Raw genomic sequence first — 18,298 nt, forward strand, 5'->3', positions numbered from 1 at the left:
GGCGGCGCCGCCGGGCGCCGTGGCCGCGCCGTCGGCCATCGTCTTGAGTTGCCGCGCCGTCAGCTGCCGGGTCGCGCCCTTCGCGTAGTAGCGCTCCACGTAGTACTGGCCCACCATCAGGACACTGGTGATGACGAGGTACCACGTGGACGCGACGAGAAGCAGCGGGATCGGCTCGAAGATCACGCCCGAGATGTCCCGCTGCCGTCCGTAGAGGTCGAGGGTGAGCGGCACCGCCGCCACCAGGCTCGTGGTCTTGAGCATGCTGATCAGCTCGTTGCCGGTGGGCGGGATGATCACCCGCATGGCCTGGGGCAGCACCGTTCGTCGCATGGTCTGCGCCCACGACATACCCAGTGCCACTGACGCCTCGGTCTGCCCCTCACCGACCGAGGACACACCGGCGCGGACGATCTCGGCCATGTACGCGGCCTCGTTCAGGCCGAGTCCGATGACCGCGAAGAGGAACGCGGCGTTGAGCGTCTGGATGTCGAGCGACACGAACTGGTGCACGAACGGTATGCCGAGGTCGATCTGCTTGTAGATCGCCGGGAACAGGCCCCAGAAGACCAGCTGCACATACACGGGGGTGCCGCGGAAGATCCACAGATACACCCACGATGTGCCGCGCAACACCGGGTTCGGGCTCAACCGCATGATCGCGAGGACGACGCCGAGCACGATGGCGATGGCCATCGACAGCAGGGTCAAAGCGAGCGTGTAACCGACCCCCGACAGGATGCGCGAGTCGAAGAGATAGTTGCCGTACGTGCCCCAGCTGTAGGCCTCGTTGGTGGCGGCACCGTAGACGAACAGTGCGCCCAACACGATGATGATCACCGCCGCGACCCACTGTCCGGGACGACGGAGCGGAACCGCCTGGATCGGTTCGGGTTCGCCCGGCGGTGACGCGGCGGTGCTGTGCGGTGACGTCATGTCAGCTCACCGCGCCGTTGATGACGGAGACATCGATCATGCCCTCCTCGAGGCCCCAGTTGGCCGCGATCTCTTCGTACTGTCCGTTGTCCATCAGGTACTGCACGGCCCGCTGCAGTGCGGGCGCGAGCGGTGAGCCCTTCCGCACCGGCCACCCGTACGGCGCGGAGTCGAAGACCCCGCCGGCGGGCTTCAGACGGTCGTCGGTGCGTTTGATCGCATAGGCCGTGACCGGCGAGTCGGCCGACATCGCGTCCACCCGACCCAGGATCAGTGCGTTGACGGCCTCGTCCTGACTGTCGAACCGGACCTTGTCGATCGCCGGTTTCCCCGCAGCGACACACGCCGCGCTCTTGGCGGGAACCTCGTCGGTGTCCTCGTAGGTGGTGGTCTGCACCGCGACTCGGAGGCCGCAGGCGTTGTCGGGGTCGATCTCGTCGTCGTTGTCGCTCGCCTGCGCCCACTGCACGCCCGCGCTGTAGTAGGTCACGAAGTCGACCTGCTTCTCGCGCTCGAGGGTGTCGGTGAACGACGACATCCCCAGCTGATAGGTCCCGGCCTGCACCGAGGGGATGATGGTGTCGAACTGGGACTCCTTGTAATCAGGAACGAGTCCGAGCACCTTGCCGACGGCGTTCATCAGGTCGACGTCGTAGCCGATGATCCTTCCCGATGCGTCCTTGAACTCATTCGGCTGGTACGGGATGTTGACCCCGACGATCAGGCGTCCGGTGCGCGCGATCTCCGGTGGGACCAGCGCGGCGATCTCCGGCACCGTCGCGACGTCGACGTCGATCGGCACGACCTGACCGGCGCGCTCCCGCGCCTCGTTGTCCACGCATCCGGTCACGACGACGAGGACGGCGAGCAGGACGCCGAGCCAACGAGCCACCCGCGTCACACCACTACCCTTCGTCCGGCCGATCGCACCAACTCACTGTAGTTCGCCCGCCGCACCCCAGCTCGCCACCCACCGTTCACGCGTGTGCGCGCCTGTTTCCGCTCCCTCAATCCGAGAGTCCCGCAAACCATTGCTCCCCAAAACGAAAGAACAACAAACCGCTGGTCTATGTTGTGCAAGCGATGCCCTCCTCTGCTCCCTGAGGTGCGAGGAGCGCAAGCGACGAGCCACGAAGGGTTGGCGACGCATCTCACCAAGACCCTTCGTGACGGCCTCCGCAAGCTCCGGCCTCCTCAGGGAGCAGTAATCGGGCGCGCTCCGAGCACAACGGATTATTTCCCAGTCCGCTCGCAGAGCTCACCCCTCGACTATCCGCCGGACCACCGCGTCGGCGAACTCGGCGGTGCTCGCCTCGCCGCCCAGGTCGCGGGTCGCGGTGTGCGCGAGCGTGTCGGCGACAGCGGCGTCGATCCGGGCACCGACCGCGACGAGGGCCGCGTCGTCGGTCATCTGCCCGTACCTCTGGAAACCCATGGCCACCGAGGCGATCATCGCGACCGGGTTCGCGATGCCGCGCCCGGCGATGTCGGGTGCGGCACCGTGCGACGCCTGCGCCATCACGCGGGACTCCGAGCTGTTGACCGAACCGGCGATGCCCAGCGAACCGGCGAGCTCGCCGGCGAGGTCGGACAGGACGTCGCCGAAGAGGTTCTCGGTGACGAGGACGTCGAAGTCCGCGGGACGCCGAACCAGCAGGGCCGCCATGGCATCGACGTGTTGCTCGGACACCTCGATCTCGGGGAACCCGGCGGCGATGTCGCGGCATGCATCCCGGAACAGGCCGGTGGTCATGCGCAGGACGTTCGCCTTGTGCACGATGGTCAACCGCGGCTGCCGGTCGGAACCCGCACGCTCGATCGCGGCGGCGCATGCGACTCGCGCGATTCGCTCCGACGCCGCGCGTGTGACGAGCCCGACCGCCAGTGCCACGTCGGGTGTCGGCATGAATTCGCCGCTGCCGACCGCCATGTTGCGATCGGCGTAGAAGCCCTCGGAATTCTCCCGCACGACCAGGACGTCCATGTCCGGCCGGAGCGCCGGAACACCCGGAAATGCCCGGGCGGGACGGAGATTGGCGAACAGGTCGTACCGGGTTCGCAGGACCGCTCCCGGCGTGCGGTCCCCATGACCCGGCGGGTACGCCGCCGAGTCGTGGGGGCCGACGATCCAGAAGCCGAGCTCGTCGAGGGCCGTCAGCGTCTCCGCCGGCACCGGATCGCCGTGCGAGGTGATCGCAGACAGCCCGAAAGGTAAGTGCTGCCAACTGATCTCGATCGATTCCGCACGAGCGGCAGCCTCGGCGATCGTCACCGCCGCCGGCACGATCTCGGGTCCGATCCCGTCCCCGACGAGGACTCCGAACTCTCTGTCCCGGTCACCCATCAGTGAGCTGCGTCGTCCCAGGAGCGTCCGAACCCGACCGACACCTCCAGCGGGACGGACAAGGTGATGGCATTACCCATCTCTTCCCGGACAACGGCCTCGACGGCCTCCCGCTCACCCGAGGCGACCTCGATCACGAGTTCGTCGTGGACCTGGAGAAGTGTTCGCGACGTGAGCCCTTCAGCTGCGAGGCGCTTGTGGACGTTGATCATCGCGACCTTGATGATGTCGGCGGCGGTGCCCTGGATGGGAGCGTTGAGCGCCATCCGTTCTGCGGCCTGCCGGCGCTGCCAGTTGTCGCTGTTCAGATCGGGCAGATACCGCCGGCGACCGAACAGTGTTGCGGTGTACTCGTTTCGGCGGGCCTCGGCGACCACGTCGTGCAGATAATCGCGCACCCCGCCGAACCGCGCGAAGTACGCCTCCATCTGCTCCTTGGCCTCGTCGCGGCTGATCTTGAGCTGGGCGGCGAGCCCGAATGCGCTGAGCCCGTAAGCGAGTCCATACGACATGGCCTTCACCCGGTGGCGCATCTCGGTGGTGACCTCGTCGATCGGCACCCCGAAGGCCCGTGACCCGACGAAGTTGTGGAGGTCTTCCCCGGTGTTGAAGGCCTCGATGAGGCCGGCGTCCTCCGACAGGTGTGCCATGATCCGCATCTCGATCTGGCTGTAGTCGGCGGTCATGAGGCAGTCGTAGGGCACACCGGTCGCGGTGTCGGCGCCGACGATGAAGCCGCGCCTGATCTCGCGGCCCGCCTCGGTACGCACCGGGATGTTCTGCAGATTCGGTTCGGTGGACGAGAGGCGTCCCGTCGCGGCGATCGTCTGATTGAACGTCGTGTGAATACGTCCGTCGTCCGCGACCGACTTCAGCAGCCCGTCGACAGTGACCTTCAGCCGCGTCGCGTCGCGGTGCTCGAGGAGGTGTGCGAGAAAGGGATGCTCGGTCTTCTCGTACAACGACTGCAACGCGTCGGCGTCGGTGGTGTAGCCGGTCTTGGTCTTCTTCGTCTTCGGCATGTCCAGCTTGTCGAAGAGAATGGTCTGCAACTGTTTCGGCGAACCGAGGTTGATCTGTTCTCCGATGACCTCGTAGGCCGCCTCGGCCGCGGCGCGGATCCGGTCGGCGAACATCCGCTCGAGGGCACCGAAATGATCGACGTCGACGGCGATGCCCGCGGCCTCGGCATCGGCGAGCACGAACGACAGCGGCAGTTCCATCTCGGTGAGCAGCGGTTTGGAGTCGATCCGGTCCAGTTCCGTGTCGAGCGTGTCGGCGAGTTCCTGGACCGCCCGCGCCTCGAGCATGTGCTGTTCGGCCACCCGCCCGTCCGAATCGTCGTCGAGCAACGACATCTGGCCGTCGCCCGGGCCGCCGTCGGCGCGCAGTTCACGACGCAGGTAGCGCAGCGCGAGGTCGTCGAGGTTGAACGTCCGTTGTCCCGGTCGGACCAGGTAGGCCGCGAGCGAGGTGTCGCTGGTGACACCGTCGAGCTTCCAGCCGCGTGAGCGCAGCGCGTGTACGGCCCACTTCGCCTCGTGAACCGCCTTCGGCGCGGACGGGTCGGCGAACCAATCCCCCAGTGCCGCCTCGTCTTCGGGATTCAGCGCGGTCACATCGACATAGGCGGAGGTCCCATCGGCGGCCGCGATCGCCACCCCGGTCGGGTCCGCCCCGACCACGACATGCGGGGCGGTGACGGCGAGACCGACGCGACCGGTGCGCGCATGTTCGGTCAGCCATCCGGCGACCTCACCGGCACCCAGGACCGCGCCGTCGAGATCGAAACCTGCTTCCGCCTCGGGTTCGACCGAACTCAACGTCGAGAAGAGACGGTCCCGCAACACCCGGAATTCCAGGTCGTCGAACAGCTGGTGGATACGGTCCCGGTCCCACCCGACCATGGCCAGGTCGTCGGGGGACGTCGGCAGCTGCATGTCCCGGACGAGTTCGGTGAGCTGTCGGTTGGTCTGTACCGACGCCAGATGAGCGCGCAATGCGTCGCCGACCTTGCCCTTGACCTCGTCGACGTGATCGACGAGGGCCGCGAGCGACCCGTACTCGCGGATCCACTTCGAGGCGGTCTTCTCCCCGACTCCGGGGATACCCGGCAGGTTGTCGCTGGGGTCGCCGCGCAGCGCGGCGTAATCGGGGTACTGGGTGGGGGTGAGACCGTACTTCTTCTCGACCTCCTCGGGCGTGAACCGCGTGAGGTCCGACACGCCTTTGCGCGGATAGAGCACCGTGGTGGAGGCGTCGACGAGCTGCAGCGAGTCGCGGTCACCGGTGACGATCAGGACCTTGTATCCGTCCTCCCGGGCCCGCGTCGCCAAGGTCGCGATGATGTCGTCGGCCTCGTAACCCTCGATGGCCAGCACCGAGACACCCAGCGCGTCCAGGACCTCTTTGGTGAGATCGACCTGGCCGTTGAACTCGTCCGGGGATTTGGACCGCTGCGCCTTGTACTCCGGATACATCTCCGACCGGAACGTCTTGCGTGAGACGTCGAAGGCCGCGGCGATGTGCGTGGGCTCCTCATCGCGCAGCAGGTTGATCAGCATCGAGGTGAAGCCGTAGACGGCGTTGGTCGTCTGACCCGAATGGGTTTTGAAGTTCTCCGCCGGGAGCGCGAAAAACGCCCGGTACGCCAGGGAGTGCCCGTCGAGCAGCATCAACACCGGCTGCTTGGTCTTGCCCTTGGCTCCGGGTGCCGCCTTGCCCGTCGATCCGGTGGCCTTGGCTGGGGTCGTTGCCGGGGAACTCTGCGCTGGACTCACAATCGCCGAGTCTAGTGACCGCCCCCGACACAGCCTGCCGGACTCCTCACACTCGGCCGCTCACGGGAGGGGCCGGTACATGGACCACACCTTGGGGCCGTCGAGCGGCAGTTCGAACTCCTCGGTCACGCTGAACCCGAAACGCTCGTAGAGGGGCACGTTGCGGACGTTCGAGCACTCGAGATAGGCGGGTCCGTCGATCTGCTCGAGTCGATGCCCCAGGAGAGACGTGCCCACCCCGACCCCGTGCACCGGCGCCCCGATCTGACCGAGGTACCAGTGCGGCTCCTTGGGACGTCGTTTGCCGAACTCCTCCTCGAGCTTCATCCCGCGGCTCATCCGCGAGCCCATCGCCCGGAAGAAGCCGACCATCGACACCATCTGCGACAGGGCCGAGACCTTGTGGCCCGGGGGATCCCAGGCGGCGGCACCGACCGGTTGCCCGTCACGCATCGCGAGATCGAGCGTCGAATTCGGGCCGTGGCTGTACTTGAGCAGGGTGCGGAACATGATGAGATGCCGCGCCGTGTCGGGCTGCATCCAGACCGTCACCGGGTCGTCGGCGAAGGCCTGTGCCAGCAACGAAGCGGCGAGTTCGACGTCTGTGGTGGTGGACACGCTGACCGGGACCATCGGACCAGCGTACGACCCGGATCGGGTCTCCGACAGCACATCGCGACTTCCCGACTGGGCAGCGTCGAGGAGAAGTTACCTCCGGGAAACGTCGTTGTCGCCACGTGGTGACGACGCTGGCGCTAATGTCCCGCAGGGTGACATCGCAACGCGCCGGCACCGCGCCGCAGACGCCGCCACGATGCGCTCTCGACGACCGTCCCGATCGCGAGAGCCATCCGTCTGGCCACCTTCCACCGATGCGCCGGTCGGCGATCGCGATGCTGGTGTTTCTCGCCGCGTCGATGCTGTTCGGGCTGTTCGGCGCCTCCCCGGCCGCGGCCGCGCCCGGCGACTCGGTCCGCGTCTTCGGCGTGCTGCGCAACGGTACGGACAAGGTCGCCGGCGTCGAACTCGAGGCCAAGGACGCATCCGGAACCGTTGTCGGCACCGCGACCTCGTCGGCCACGGGTGCGTGGTCCATCAACGTGCCACCCGGCCAGTACACGATCGTCATCAACACCGACTCACTCCCCGACGGCGTCGAGGTCCAGAAGGCGGAGCTGCCCGTCGACGTCAGTGGGGGCACCGCGCGACCGGTCATCTTCTCCTTCGGCGACGTCCGCACCGGCACCGAGGTGTCGGCGGTCTCCGAGCTGACACGGCTGGCCATCGACGGCATACGGTTCGGCCTGATCATCGCGATCACCGGCGTAGGTCTCAGCCTCATCTTCGGCACGACCGGGCTGACGAACTTCGCGCACGGCGAGTTGGTGACACTCGGCGCGGTGATCGCATGGGTGATCAACGTCAAGCTCGGCGTCCAGCTGATCCCGGCGACGATCTTGGCGGTGATCGTCGGGATCGGTATCGGCATCCTCAACGAGCTCGGTCTGTGGAGACCGTTGCGAAGACGACGAACCGGGCTGATCGCCATGCTCGTCGTGTCGATCGGCCTGTCGCTGGTGCTGCGCTACCTGATCCTGATCTTCTTCTCCGATCGCGCCGAACCGTTCGACGACTATCAGGCGCAGACCCAGATCGGCTCGGGCCCCTTCGCGATCACACCGGTCAACCTGGCCTGCATCATCATCAGTATCGTGGTCCTACTCGGCGTCGCACTGCTGTTGCAGCGCACCAGGATCGGCAAGGCCATGCGAGCGGTCGCCGACAACAAGGATCTCGCCGAGTCGTCGGGTATCGACGTCGACCGGGTCATCTTGTTCGTGTGGGCCCTGGCCGGCGGTCTGGCGACGCTCGGCGGCGTGATGTTCGCGCTCTCGGAGCTCGGCGGCCGGGTGCAGTGGGAGATGGGCTTCAAACTGCTCCTGCTGATGTTCGCCGGCATCACACTCGGCGGACTCGGCACGGCCTACGGCGCACTGCTCGGGTGTGTCATCGTCGGTCTGCTGGTCCAGTTGTCGACCTACATCCTCAGTCCCGACCTGAAATACATCGGCGGGCTGCTGATCCTGATCATCATCCTGACCATCCGGCCCCAGGGCATTCTCGGATCTCGAGCGAGGATCGGCTGACCCATGGACATCATCTCAGCGCTCCAGATAGCGATCGCCCAGTTGATCGGCCCGTCGGCGATCTTCTACGCCCTGCTGGCCATCGGCCTGAACCTGCACTTCGGCTACGCCGGCCTGCTCAACTTCGGCCAGATCGCCTTCGCACTGCTCGGCGGATACGGCGTCGGCATCATGGCGGTGAACTACGATCAGCCCTTGTGGCTCGGCGCCATCATCGGCATCGCCGCGGCCGGGATGCTGGCCGTGGTGCTCGGCCTCCCGACCCTCCGACTGCGCGCGGACTATCTGGCGATCGTCACCATCGCCGCATCGGAGATCCTGCGTCTGGTCTTCCGTTCGACGTCGACCGACGATTTCACCCGCTCCACCAACGGCATCTACGGATACGCGGGCAGTTTCTTCTCCATCAGCCCGTTCGACAACGGCAAGCAGTACTCGTTCCTCGGGGTCAAGTTCCTCGGCGGCGACCTGTGGTCGATGGTGGTCGGCTGGATCGTCGTCGGCCTGCTGTGTGTGATGGTGTACCTGCTCGTCCGCAGTCCGTGGGGCCGCGTCCTCAAGGCGGTGCGCGAAGACGAGGACGCCGCCCGCTCGCTGGGTAAGAACGCCTACTTCTACAAGATGCAGGCCCTGGTACTCGGCGGTTGCATCGGCGGCCTCGCGGGTGTCTTCAATGCCTTTGCGACGCAGTCGATCAATCCCGACTTCTATTCGACCGCACAGACCTTCTTCGCCTACGGCGCGCTGATCCTCGGCGGGGCGGCGACGGTGTTCGGTCCGGTGCTCGGTGCCATGTTGTTCTGGTTCCTCCTCGCCGTGCCCGACGCACTGCTGCGGCAGGCCACGTCCGGCGACGACCCGCTGTTGAATCTGTCCGCGCAGCAGGTCGGCGCATTCCGCTACGTTCTGCTCGGTCTGGCGATCATCCTGATGATGGTGTTCAGACCGCAGGGCCTGCTCGGGAACAAGAGGGAGGTGCAGCTCGATGCCTGACGACTCCGCCTACACGGGTACTGCGGCCATCCGGGCGACGCGCCGGGACGTCACCGCGTTGTCGGCCGCGGAGCGCGCCAAGCTGTTCGCCGGTGTGGCCGCCGAGGCGGGTTCGCCCAAACCCGATCCGATCATCGTGGTGGACAACATCTCCCGTACTTTCGGCGGAATCAAGGCGGTGCAGGTCGATCATCTCGAGGTGCAGCGCGGCGCCATCACCGGCCTCATCGGCCCCAACGGCGCAGGCAAGACCACCTTCTTCAACCTGATCACCGGCTTCGACAAGCCCGACTCCGGCACGTGGTCGCTCAACGGCGACTCCCTGGGCCGGATGGTTCCGCATCAGGTGGCCCGCCGCGGCATGGTGCGCACCTTCCAGCTCACCAAGGCGCTCGCGAAACTGACTGTGCTGGACAATGTCCGGCTCGGCGCGACCGGGCAGCGGGGCGAGCATTTCCTCGCCGCACTCGCACCCTGGGTGTGGCGCAGACAGGAGGCCGAGGTCACCGAACGCGCACACGAGTTGCTCCGGCGCTTCAAGCTCGACGCCAAGGCCGACGACTTCGCCGGCTCCCTGTCGGGCGGGCAGCGCAAGCTGCTGGAGATGGCGCGCGCGCTGATGACCGACCCCGAGATCGTGATGCTCGACGAGCCCATGGCCGGCGTCAACCCGGCCCTCACCCAGAGTCTGCTCGAACACATCAAGTCGTTGCGGGACGAAGGGGTCACGGTCGTCTTCGTCGAACACGACATGGACGTCATCCGCGACATCAGCGACTGGGTCGTCGTGATGGCCCAGGGTCAGATCATCGCCGAGTCGCTCCCGGATCGGTTGGGCGACAACGACGCCGTCGTGGACGCGTACCTCGGCGGGCATCACGACCAGGCCCTGGAGTTCGACGATCAGGGTCGGCCGGTGGGCGCCACCGCCGTACTCGCGGAGAAGGTCGAGGCGGCCATCGAGGCGACGCTGGAGGACGGCGGGGATCTCTCGGAGGTCACCGAACTGCCCCCCACGACCCCGGACACGAAGAAGGACGGACGATGAGCACCGACCCCGGTCCCGGACAGCTGACGCCCGCGCAACTCGCGGCCACCGCCGAGGAGCACCGCAAGCTGGCCGGCGACGCTCTGATGCGGGCCGACGACATCACCGCCGGCTACCTGCCCGGCATCAACATCCTCGAGGAATGCAACTTCTACCTCGGTGACGGGGAGATCGTCGGGATCATCGGTCCCAACGGTGCCGGGAAGTCGACGCTGTTGAAGACCCTGTTCGGACTGATCCCGGTGCGCAAGGGTTCGGTGACCCTCCGTGGCGACGACATCACCTCGGCCAAGGCCCACGTTCTCGTCGACAAGGGTGTCGGTTACGTCCCGCAGACACAGAATGTGTTCCCCGCGTTGACGATCGAGGAGAATCTCGAGATGGGCGTCTATCTGCGGCCCAAGACCTTCGCCAAGCGGTTCGACTTCGTGTCCGAACTCTTCCCGCTGCTCTCGGAACGGCGAAAGATCAAGGCGGGTGCGCTGTCCGGCGGCGAACGGCAGATGGTCGCGATGGGCCGTGCGCTGATGATGGACCCGGCGGTACTGCTACTCGACGAGCCGTCGGCCGGTCTGTCCCCGATGTTCCAGGACGAGGTGTTCATCCGCTGCAAGGCGATCAACGCCACCGGCGTCTCGATCATCATGGTCGAGCAGAACGCCCGGCGGTGCCTGCAGATCTGCGACCGCGGGTATGTCCTCGACCAGGGCCGCAACGCCTACACCGACACCGGCCGCAACCTGGCCACCGACCCCAAGATCATCGAGCTCTACCTCGGCACGCTCGCGGGCAGCTCCGAGAAGAACTGAGGTCATGAGGCCGTCACGACGGCACTTCCCCCGCCGACCGCACCGACGACGAGACCCCCGGCCGAAGCCGGGGGTCTCGTCGTGTGCGGGTCTTACTGCGCCGCGACCGAGACGTACTTGCGCGTCGGGGTGAGCAGCTTGTTGGCGTCGTCGAACTCCAACACACCGTACGAGCCGACACTCGGCTCACCGGCTGCGTTGAACGCCAGGTTGCCGGTCTTGCCGACGTAGGCGACCGTCTTGCCACCGTTCAGCAGGTCCAGGCAGGCCTGGTAGGAGTCGCAGTTCTCCTCGCCGTTGGTCACCCCGATGATGTTGGCCGCGATCGCGCGGCCGTCGGTCGACTTGGCCGCGGTGGCGGCGAGTGCACTCAGCACCGTGGCGTCGTAACTCTCACCCGAGTAGTTGAAGTCGATGAGGTCGCCGTCGACCTCCTTCAGGGCCGCCTGGAAGTCACCGCTGGTCTGGGTGAGTGGCGTGGTGCCCTTCATACCGGCGAGCAGGCCCGGACCGACGGCCTCACCGAGGGCGTTGCCCATGTTGCCGTCGACACCGTAGACGAGCTTTCCGTCGCTCGGGCCGATGCCCACCTCGTGCATACGGGTGATGATCTTGGCGCTCTCCTCGAAACCGATGACCGCGATGCCGTCCGGGTTGAAGTTCTTCACCTGATCGACCTCGGCGTTGAACGACTGGGCGTTCGGGTCGTAGATGATCTTCTGGATCTGGTCGGCCGGAACACCCGCGGCCTCGAGATCGCGAACGGTGTTGTCGGCCAGTCCGGTTCCGTACGGGTCGTTGAGTGCGAGGATCGACACGCGCTGCACGCCGTCTTCGGCCATCGTCTGCGAGAGCGCCTGCGCCTGGAGGGTATCCGCCGGTGCGGTGCGGAAGTACTGCCCCTTGTCCTCATAGCAGGTGAATTCGTCGGAGGTGTTGGCGGGCGAGAACATGACCGCACCCGCGTTGGCGACCTTGTCGATCACCTTCAACGACACCGAGGACGACGCGGCACCGATGATCACCTGCGTTCCGGCGCTGAGTTCGCGGTCGACGGTGGCATTGGCCGTGTCTGTCGTGGTGTCTCCGGAGTCACCGGTGACGAGCTCGACGGGTTGGTCGAGGACCCCGCCGGCGGCATTGATGTCCTTGATCGCGAGCTCCACGCCCGCCTCCATGGGCGGTCCGAGGAAGGCCAGCGAACCGGTCGCCGGAAGCAGGGTGCCGACCTTGAGTGCGGCCGTGCTCGCCGGGCCGGGGACGGCCTTGGGCGGGTTGCACGCCAGCTTCTGTGCGAGGCCGAGGCCCGGAGGTGCGGGCGTGGACTCGACGGCGGCGCTCGACGACGCCTCGGAACCGCCGTCGGAACCCGAATCTGAATTGCTACAGCCCGCGACCACCAGCGTCGCCGCCGCGGTCACGACCACTGCTCCGCTCCTCAAAAAGCGTACGGACATCGATGCTCTCCTTGCGTCTGGCCTGCGCGCTCGGCAGTCGGCCGGTGCGGTCGGCGTTTGTCACGAAGGCGGCGCATCGCCGTACGGCGAACCGCGCCTCGCAGGAGAAAGCTAGCGCGATCTTGTTGCGGCTGCGTAAAGACAGTGAAACTGGTTTGCGCGCACAGGCATTGCACCGTCCAGGGGTTCTGGGTCAGTCGCTGCCGAGCGTCTCGACGACAACCTGCGCAACGGCTTTCATGGTGGTCCGGCGGTCCATGGCCGCACGCTGTATCCATTTGAAGGCATCCGGTTCGGACAGAGCCTGCTTCTCCATGAGCAGGCCCTTGGCCCGCTCCACGAGCTTGCGGGTCTCCAGCCGCTCGTTCATGGTCGCGACCTCGCGCTCGAGCTGTTTGAGCTCCTGATAGCGACTCACAGCCACCTCGATGGCCGGCACCAGATCGGCCTTCGTGAACGGCTTGACGAGATAGGCCATGGCACCGGCGTCGCGTGCCTTGTCGATGAAGTCGCGCTGGCTGAATGCGGTCAGCATGACGACCGGGGCGAGGCGCTTCGCGGCGATCTCGGTCGCGGCATCGATACCGTCGCGCACGGGCATCTTGATGTCCATGATCACGAGGTCGGGGGCCAGCGACTCGGTCAACTCCACGGCGACCTGCCCGTTCGGCGCCTCGCCGACGACGTCGTAGCCCTCTTCACGCAGCATCTCGGTCAGATCCATCCGGATCAGCGAATCGTCCTCGGCCACCAGCACGCGGTGTGTTGTCGTGGTCTCACCGGCTGCGGTCGTCGCACTGTCGGTCACCGTCACCATCCCCTCCTCCACGTCGCTGACGCCACGTCTGTGTGCACGCAGAGTACCGGTTGGCAGGCCGCTCGGCCGATCATCTAGAGTTGGTTCCCGGCGCGGGCAACCCGCGCACTGGCCCCCGTAGCCCAATTGGCAGAGGCAACGGATTCAAAACCCGTCCAGTGTCAGTTCGAGTCTGACCGGGGGCACCAGAAACGACCTGATCACCGCCCGCTTTGCGGCGGCTCGGCACACTCACCAGGCCAACGCCGGTTCGCAGCCGCCGACGCCGATCCCGACATCGTCGCAACGCACTGTCCGGACCCCGAACAGACGCCTCAGGAGCTCATCGGCACCCAGGTCGGTGTGCTCCGCCCAGCGTCGGACACGGTGTCGTGCACGCGACGCCGTGAGCGTGACCGACGCCGGCCGCAACCCGCCGAAGTCCACCGTCACCTGGCCACCCTCCCCCGGTGCGACGCGCGTCGCGAGGAGCGCGAGCGAATCAGCGGAGAAGACCACGGGCCCGGCAACCTCGACGACGAACCTGCACCGCGACAGCGTCGACGCGTCCGGGCCACCGATCCGGATTCGCGAATCACGGACTCCGAGCTGAGCAACCAGCGTTTCGGCGTCGTCCCCGACAAGCCAGGCGGCGGCATCGGACCCGCGCAGGGCGCTGCCGACGGTGTGCAGCAGCGAAGCCGCGGTGTGGCCGTCCGTCGACACCAGCACGACGATGTCCGGGATCGGATACAGCAGCCCGGCGGTCCGGGCCGCCGGATCGGTGATGAGGGGCGCGAGAGCGAGCGCTTCGGCGTTCTTCTCCGAGATCCGTTCGGGCACCGCACGCTCGGCCCAGTCGGGTCCGTCGTGCCAGGCGACGGCGTCGGGTTCGTGAACGAACACCGCACCCATCATGAAAGCCCGGTTCGCGAATTCCCAGTCCTCTCCCCCGTACCCGACGAAGGACGGGTCGAATCCTCCTACATCGTCGAACAGCTCCCGGCTACAGCTCATCACCGCGCTGATCATGTACTTGTAGCCGTCCCAGCCCGGGAGCAGGAGGTTGGCTGTGCGGTCATAGGCGTTGACCAGCCACTCGGGTTCATGGTCGTGCGCGACCTCGAGATGCCGCTGGGCGGACAGCCATTCGACCACCGAGCGGGGCTCGACCTGACTCAGGTCCCCGTGCTTGCGTCGGCCGACCACGAGTACGTCGGGCGCCGCGGCGGCCAGTCGGACCATGTGCGAGATGTAGCCGGCGGTCGGAACCGTATCCGCGTCGAGGAAACACAGAACCGAGCCGTTCGACGCCGCGACTCCCAGGTTGCGGGCGGCGGCGGCCCGAAATCCCCTGTCCTCCTGCCTGACCACGGTGATGGTCAACCGGGAGGTCCACGCGCTCACATCCGGGGGAACTCTCGATCCGTCGTCGGCGACCACCACCTCCAGTCGATCCGGCGGGTAGGTCTGCGCCGTCAACGCCTCGAGGACCAATGAGAGTTGATGTGTCTGCTCGTAATACGGGATCACGACGCTCACCAATGGTCTCGACGAAAGATTTCCGACCAGGTCCCAGCGATTGTCGGGCACGATGGTCCGGCCATCGTCGAGTCCGACGACCGTCACGCACTCCACCGCCGCAGCAACATCTCGTGGCTTCGACCGACGTCGGCGGCGGTCGGCGACGGCGACACCGCCGCATCGATCCACGTGGATTCCGGATCCGCGAACGCACTCTCGATGGCGGCCCGAAGCGCCGCGTCGTTGTTGTCGTGCATCGTGAGCACGCCCGGCGACCGAGCGGCGAGTTCCTCGGTGTAGGCGGTCCGCGGAACCAGTGGACGACGTCCGGCCGAGATCCAGGAATTGATGGAGCCGGATGCCGACATGTGCCGGTGGTATGCGACCGGAACCGTGACGTCCGCCGACGCCCGGCGGAGTTCGTCGTCGGTCAGGTAGCCGGTGATCGTGCATCGCCTCCCCGTGTCCGCGGCGAGCTTCGCGAGGTCGTCGGCGAGATCGTCGTGGCCGGGCGACGGAGTTCCGAGCGCCACGAAGCCGACCGACGGATCGAGACCGGCCATCGCTCTGAGCGTCTCGATGTGACCCTTCCCCGGATACAGGTAGCCGAGCACACCGACGGTCAATTCGTCTGAGTCCGAGGGCTTGTGGGCACGGACGGCATCGAACATCAGCGGCACGACCTCCACCTCGATCGACGCGTCCACATACTCGGCGAAGAGCGACGCCTCGTGTCGGCTGGACACGATCACGCCCGCCGAAGACCGGGCCACCGCTCGGAAGAACTCGATGCGGGCCGGCATCGCCCGTCCATCCGAGGGCTGCGGCAGATCGTGCAACGTCACCGAGACCGGGCGTCGGAGCCCCGCAATCATGGCGAGCAGGTTGTCCCGCGCTCGCAACGGAGTGTGTCCGAACAGACGGTCGGTCACGTGCATGTGCACGTGTGCGCACTCGGTCAGAATCGAGGACACGCCGGCACACCGCGTGCGGAGGTGTACCAGCCGATGATCGCCACCCTCGGCCGTCACCGCGTCGAAGACAGACTGGGCATACCGCACCACACCGTGCGAGCGGGGGCCGACGAGGAGGTGCCCCACTGGGCTCGTCATGACATTCCCAGGATCTCGATGAGATCGCCGTACCGGTCCAGCACGGCGTCGATGAACTCGGGACGCTCTGCGTACCACTGCATCTGACTGCGGTGCACCTCTTCCTCGGTCAGCACCGCACCGCCGACGTCCCAGGACGCTCGCGGGGTCGCCTGGATACCGAGCGCGTCGATCACCCGTCGTTCCAGCGGCGCCCGGATGTTGCCGAGCAGGTCGCGTGACGGCGGGACCGGCGCCGACGCCCCGAGCGCCTCGAGAATCCGACCGCCGAGGGTCAGTAGTACCCGGTTGCCGGGATGGTTGATCGTATGTGCGGCGTCGGCCCCGACGTCGAGCAGGATGTCGGAGATCCCGACGTCGCAGTGCCGCCGCTCGCGGACCTCGAGCTGGGCCACACTCCACTGTGCGGCCTCCCGGAAGCGGTCGGCGGAGACCTCGACATCCCATTCGTCGAAGCGGGTCCGGCCGGCTCTGACCGCCAGGACGGTCCGGAGATCGTGGTAGGGAACAGCAGCGGGTACCGCGGACGGTTGCGCGGGATGTCGGGCGATGACCTGAAACGGGAACAACCCGCCGTAGCGGATGACCGGCCACACCACGACGGTCGCGGCCGGTGCCATCTCCGCGAGGTCGGGTCCACCGATCGGGAGCCCCCGGTATCGGGCACGTACCGGCTGAGAGACGATGACCGCGGCCCGGCGGACGAGGCGTTCGACATGAGCGATGTCGGTGGACTCGAGTTCGTGGACCGGTGGGACTCGAATGGTGCGGAACGGAAGGTCCGGGGAGCTGGACAGCGCGATCCGCAGCGCTTCGGCCTGGCAGTTTCCCCAGACGACGAGCAGCTGCTCGTCATCGTTCATCTGCGCCTCGGTGACGCCGTAGAACTCGCCGTAGTGTCGGGTCCGCCCGTCCACCAGCACGGTGTCACTCGACGTCATACGCGCTTCGCTGTGGTCGAGCGACCTGGTGGTGTGCTGTCATCGTGTGTATCGACTCCCCTCGCGGACAACCGGCCGACCCCAGCTCCTCGTATAACCGTTCGGCTCGCTGACGAATCATCGGCTTGGTCACACTGCCTCGGTTCCCCAGACATTCGGAACGCACCGGAAACCGGACGGGTGAGCGACGGCCCCCGTGATCATATAACCGGGGCCGTCTCTGCCGTACGGGAGGTGGCGTCACAACGTCCGGGCGATGATCTCCTTCATGATCTCGTTGGTGCCCGCGTAGATCTTCTGGACGCGGTTGTCGGCCCACAGACGCGCGATCGGGTACTCGTTCATGTAGCCGTACCCGCCGAACAGCTGCAGGCACTCGTCGGCGACCACCATGGCCCGGTCACTGGTCCACCACTTCGCCATGGCGACGGTCGGGATGTCGAGCTCGCCCTTGATGTGCTTGTTGATGCAGTCATCGACGAACACGCGCGCGATCCGTGCCTCGGTCGCCGCCTCGGCGAGTTTGAACTTCGTGTTCTGGAAGCTGAAGATCGGCCGGCCGAATGCCGTGCGGTCCTTGGTGTAGGCGATGGTCTCGGAGACGGCCTTCTCCATGCCGGCCACCGAGGCCAGCGCGATGATCAGCCGTTCCTGCGGGAGCTGCATCATCAGCTGGACGAAGCCCTGGCCCTCTTCGGGGCCGAGGAGGTTCGAGGTGGGGACGCGCACACCATCGAAGAACAGCTCCGAGGTGTCCTGCCCTCGCTGGCCGATCTTGTCGAGCACCCGGCCGCGTCGGAAGCCTTCGCGCTCGGCCTCGACCAGGATGAGCGAGATGCCCTTGGCTCCCTCGGAGACGTCGGTCTTGGCGACGACGATGATGATGTCGGCCTGACCACCGTTGGTGATGAAGGTCTTGGAGCCGTCGATGACGTACTCGTCGCCCTGCTTGATCGCCTTCGTCTTCACGTTCTGCAGATCCGACCCGGTACCCGGTTCGGTCATCGCGATGGCGCCCACCGCCTCGCCACTGGCCATCTTGGGCAACCAGGTCTTCTTCTGCTCCTCCGAGCCGTACTCGAGGATGTAGTGCGCGACGATGCCGTTGTGCAGGCTGACGCCCCACGAGCTGTCGGCGACGCGCGCCTGCTCCTCGATGAGCACGGCCTCGTGCGCGAAGGTGCCACCGCCGCCACCGTACTCTTCGGGAATCGACATGCAGAGCAGGCCGAGGTCACCGGCTTTGTTCCACAGGTCGCGGTCGACGTGGTGCTGCTCGATGAACTTCTCGGTGTTCGGCTGGATCTCCTTCTCACAGAAGCTACGTGCGAGATCCCGCAGCGCGGTGAGATCGTCGTCTTCCCAGGAGGACCGTTCGGTCATGGTGTGCGTACCTATCCACGATTGACAG

15 protein-coding genes and 1 tRNA gene are annotated in these 18,298 nt (G+C 66.5%); 5 read left to right on the forward strand and 11 right to left on the reverse strand.

Going from position 1 to position 18,298, the window contains the following annotated elements; genetic code table 11:
* The 5 genes from M4D77_RS15915 to M4D77_RS15935 all read right to left on the reverse strand — a co-directional run.
* A partial coding sequence (locus tag M4D77_RS15915; RefSeq protein ID WP_259936661.1) for an amino acid ABC transporter permease occupies positions 1-936 on the reverse strand: 936 nt, incomplete at its 3' end.
* A gap of 1 nt (position 937) precedes the next feature.
* Entirely contained in the window at positions 938-1,837 is a 900-nt protein-coding gene (locus M4D77_RS15920; RefSeq protein ID WP_165629950.1) for an ABC transporter substrate-binding protein, read from the reverse strand.
* Positions 1,838-2,194: 357 nt separating this feature from the next.
* Complete coding sequence (locus M4D77_RS15925; protein WP_259936662.1) at positions 2,195-3,280, reverse strand: isocitrate/isopropylmalate dehydrogenase family protein; 1,086 nt, start codon at positions 3,278-3,280, stop codon at positions 2,195-2,197.
* Positions 3,280-6,060 carry a DNA polymerase I gene (polA, locus tag M4D77_RS15930; RefSeq protein ID WP_259936663.1) on the reverse strand — a complete coding sequence of 927 codons (2,781 nt, stop codon included), beginning with the start codon at positions 6,058-6,060 and terminating at the stop codon, positions 3,280-3,282. The genes M4D77_RS15925 and polA overlap by 1 nt, the downstream gene beginning before the upstream one ends.
* Before the next feature lie 60 nt (positions 6,061-6,120).
* On the reverse strand, positions 6,121-6,693 hold the full coding sequence (locus tag M4D77_RS15935) for a hypothetical protein (RefSeq protein ID WP_058251877.1): 573 nt from the start codon (positions 6,691-6,693) through the stop codon (positions 6,121-6,123).
* Positions 6,694-6,953: 260 nt separating this feature from the next.
* Here M4D77_RS15935 and M4D77_RS15940 point away from each other — a divergent pair, with 260 nt between their 5' ends.
* The 4 genes from M4D77_RS15940 to M4D77_RS15955 are packed head-to-tail and all read left to right on the forward strand — an operon-like array spanning position 6,954 to position 11,057.
* Positions 6,954-8,207: a branched-chain amino acid ABC transporter permease gene (locus M4D77_RS15940; RefSeq protein WP_058251876.1), complete on the forward strand. Its 1,254-nt coding sequence runs from the start codon at positions 6,954-6,956 to the stop codon at positions 8,205-8,207.
* Positions 8,208-8,210: 3 nt separating this feature from the next.
* Positions 8,211-9,200, forward strand: a complete 990-nt coding sequence (locus M4D77_RS15945) for a branched-chain amino acid ABC transporter permease (protein ID WP_058251842.1) — start codon at positions 8,211-8,213, stop codon at positions 9,198-9,200.
* Complete coding sequence (locus M4D77_RS15950; RefSeq protein ID WP_259936664.1) at positions 9,193-10,248, forward strand: ABC transporter ATP-binding protein; 1,056 nt, start codon at positions 9,193-9,195, stop codon at positions 10,246-10,248. The genes M4D77_RS15945 and M4D77_RS15950 overlap by 8 nt, the downstream gene beginning before the upstream one ends.
* The gene (locus M4D77_RS15955) at positions 10,245-11,057 is read left to right on the forward strand and encodes an ABC transporter ATP-binding protein (RefSeq protein ID WP_226513494.1); all 813 of its coding nucleotides are present in this window, start codon (positions 10,245-10,247) and stop codon (positions 11,055-11,057) included. Before M4D77_RS15950 ends, M4D77_RS15955 begins: the two co-directional genes overlap by 4 nt.
* Positions 11,058-11,149: 92 nt before the next feature.
* Here M4D77_RS15955 and M4D77_RS15960 read toward each other — a convergent pair whose 3' ends face one another.
* Together M4D77_RS15960 and M4D77_RS15965 are read right to left on the reverse strand one after the other, a co-directional pair.
* Positions 11,150-12,514, reverse strand: a complete 1,365-nt coding sequence (locus M4D77_RS15960) for an ABC transporter substrate-binding protein (RefSeq protein WP_159370979.1) — start codon at positions 12,512-12,514, stop codon at positions 11,150-11,152.
* Between the two features lie 193 nt (positions 12,515-12,707).
* Positions 12,708-13,331, reverse strand: a complete 624-nt coding sequence (locus M4D77_RS15965; RefSeq protein ID WP_259936665.1) for an ANTAR domain-containing response regulator — start codon at positions 13,329-13,331, stop codon at positions 12,708-12,710.
* Positions 13,332-13,442: 111 nt separating this feature from the next.
* On the opposite strand from M4D77_RS15965, the gene M4D77_RS15970 reads away from it, so the two are divergent.
* Positions 13,443-13,519 (forward strand) — tRNA-Leu (locus tag M4D77_RS15970).
* A gap of 43 nt (positions 13,520-13,562) precedes the next feature.
* On the opposite strand, the gene M4D77_RS15975 is transcribed toward M4D77_RS15970, so the two are convergent.
* The 4 genes from M4D77_RS15975 to M4D77_RS15990 all read right to left on the reverse strand — a co-directional run bounded on the left by M4D77_RS15975 (position 13,563) and on the right by M4D77_RS15990 (position 18,270).
* Entirely contained in the window at positions 13,563-14,939 is a 1,377-nt protein-coding gene (locus M4D77_RS15975; protein WP_203235855.1) for a glycosyltransferase, read from the reverse strand.
* Positions 14,936-15,946: a hypothetical protein gene (locus M4D77_RS15980; protein WP_259936666.1), complete on the reverse strand. Its 1,011-nt coding sequence runs from the start codon at positions 15,944-15,946 to the stop codon at positions 14,936-14,938. Before M4D77_RS15980 ends, M4D77_RS15975 begins: the two co-directional genes overlap by 4 nt.
* Positions 15,943-16,887: a WcbI family polysaccharide biosynthesis putative acetyltransferase gene (locus tag M4D77_RS15985; RefSeq protein WP_259936667.1), complete on the reverse strand. Its 945-nt coding sequence runs from the start codon at positions 16,885-16,887 to the stop codon at positions 15,943-15,945. Before M4D77_RS15985 ends, M4D77_RS15980 begins: the two co-directional genes overlap by 4 nt.
* A gap of 240 nt (positions 16,888-17,127) precedes the next feature.
* Positions 17,128-18,270, reverse strand: a complete 1,143-nt coding sequence (locus M4D77_RS15990) for an acyl-CoA dehydrogenase family protein (protein ID WP_065632378.1) — start codon at positions 18,268-18,270, stop codon at positions 17,128-17,130.
* Positions 18,271-18,298: the final 28 nt, after the last annotated feature.

The sequence above is a fragment of the Gordonia sp. p3-SID1431 genome, assembly GCF_025143765.1.
In the GTDB taxonomy this organism is placed as follows: domain Bacteria; phylum Actinomycetota; class Actinomycetes; order Mycobacteriales; family Mycobacteriaceae; genus Gordonia; species Gordonia hongkongensis.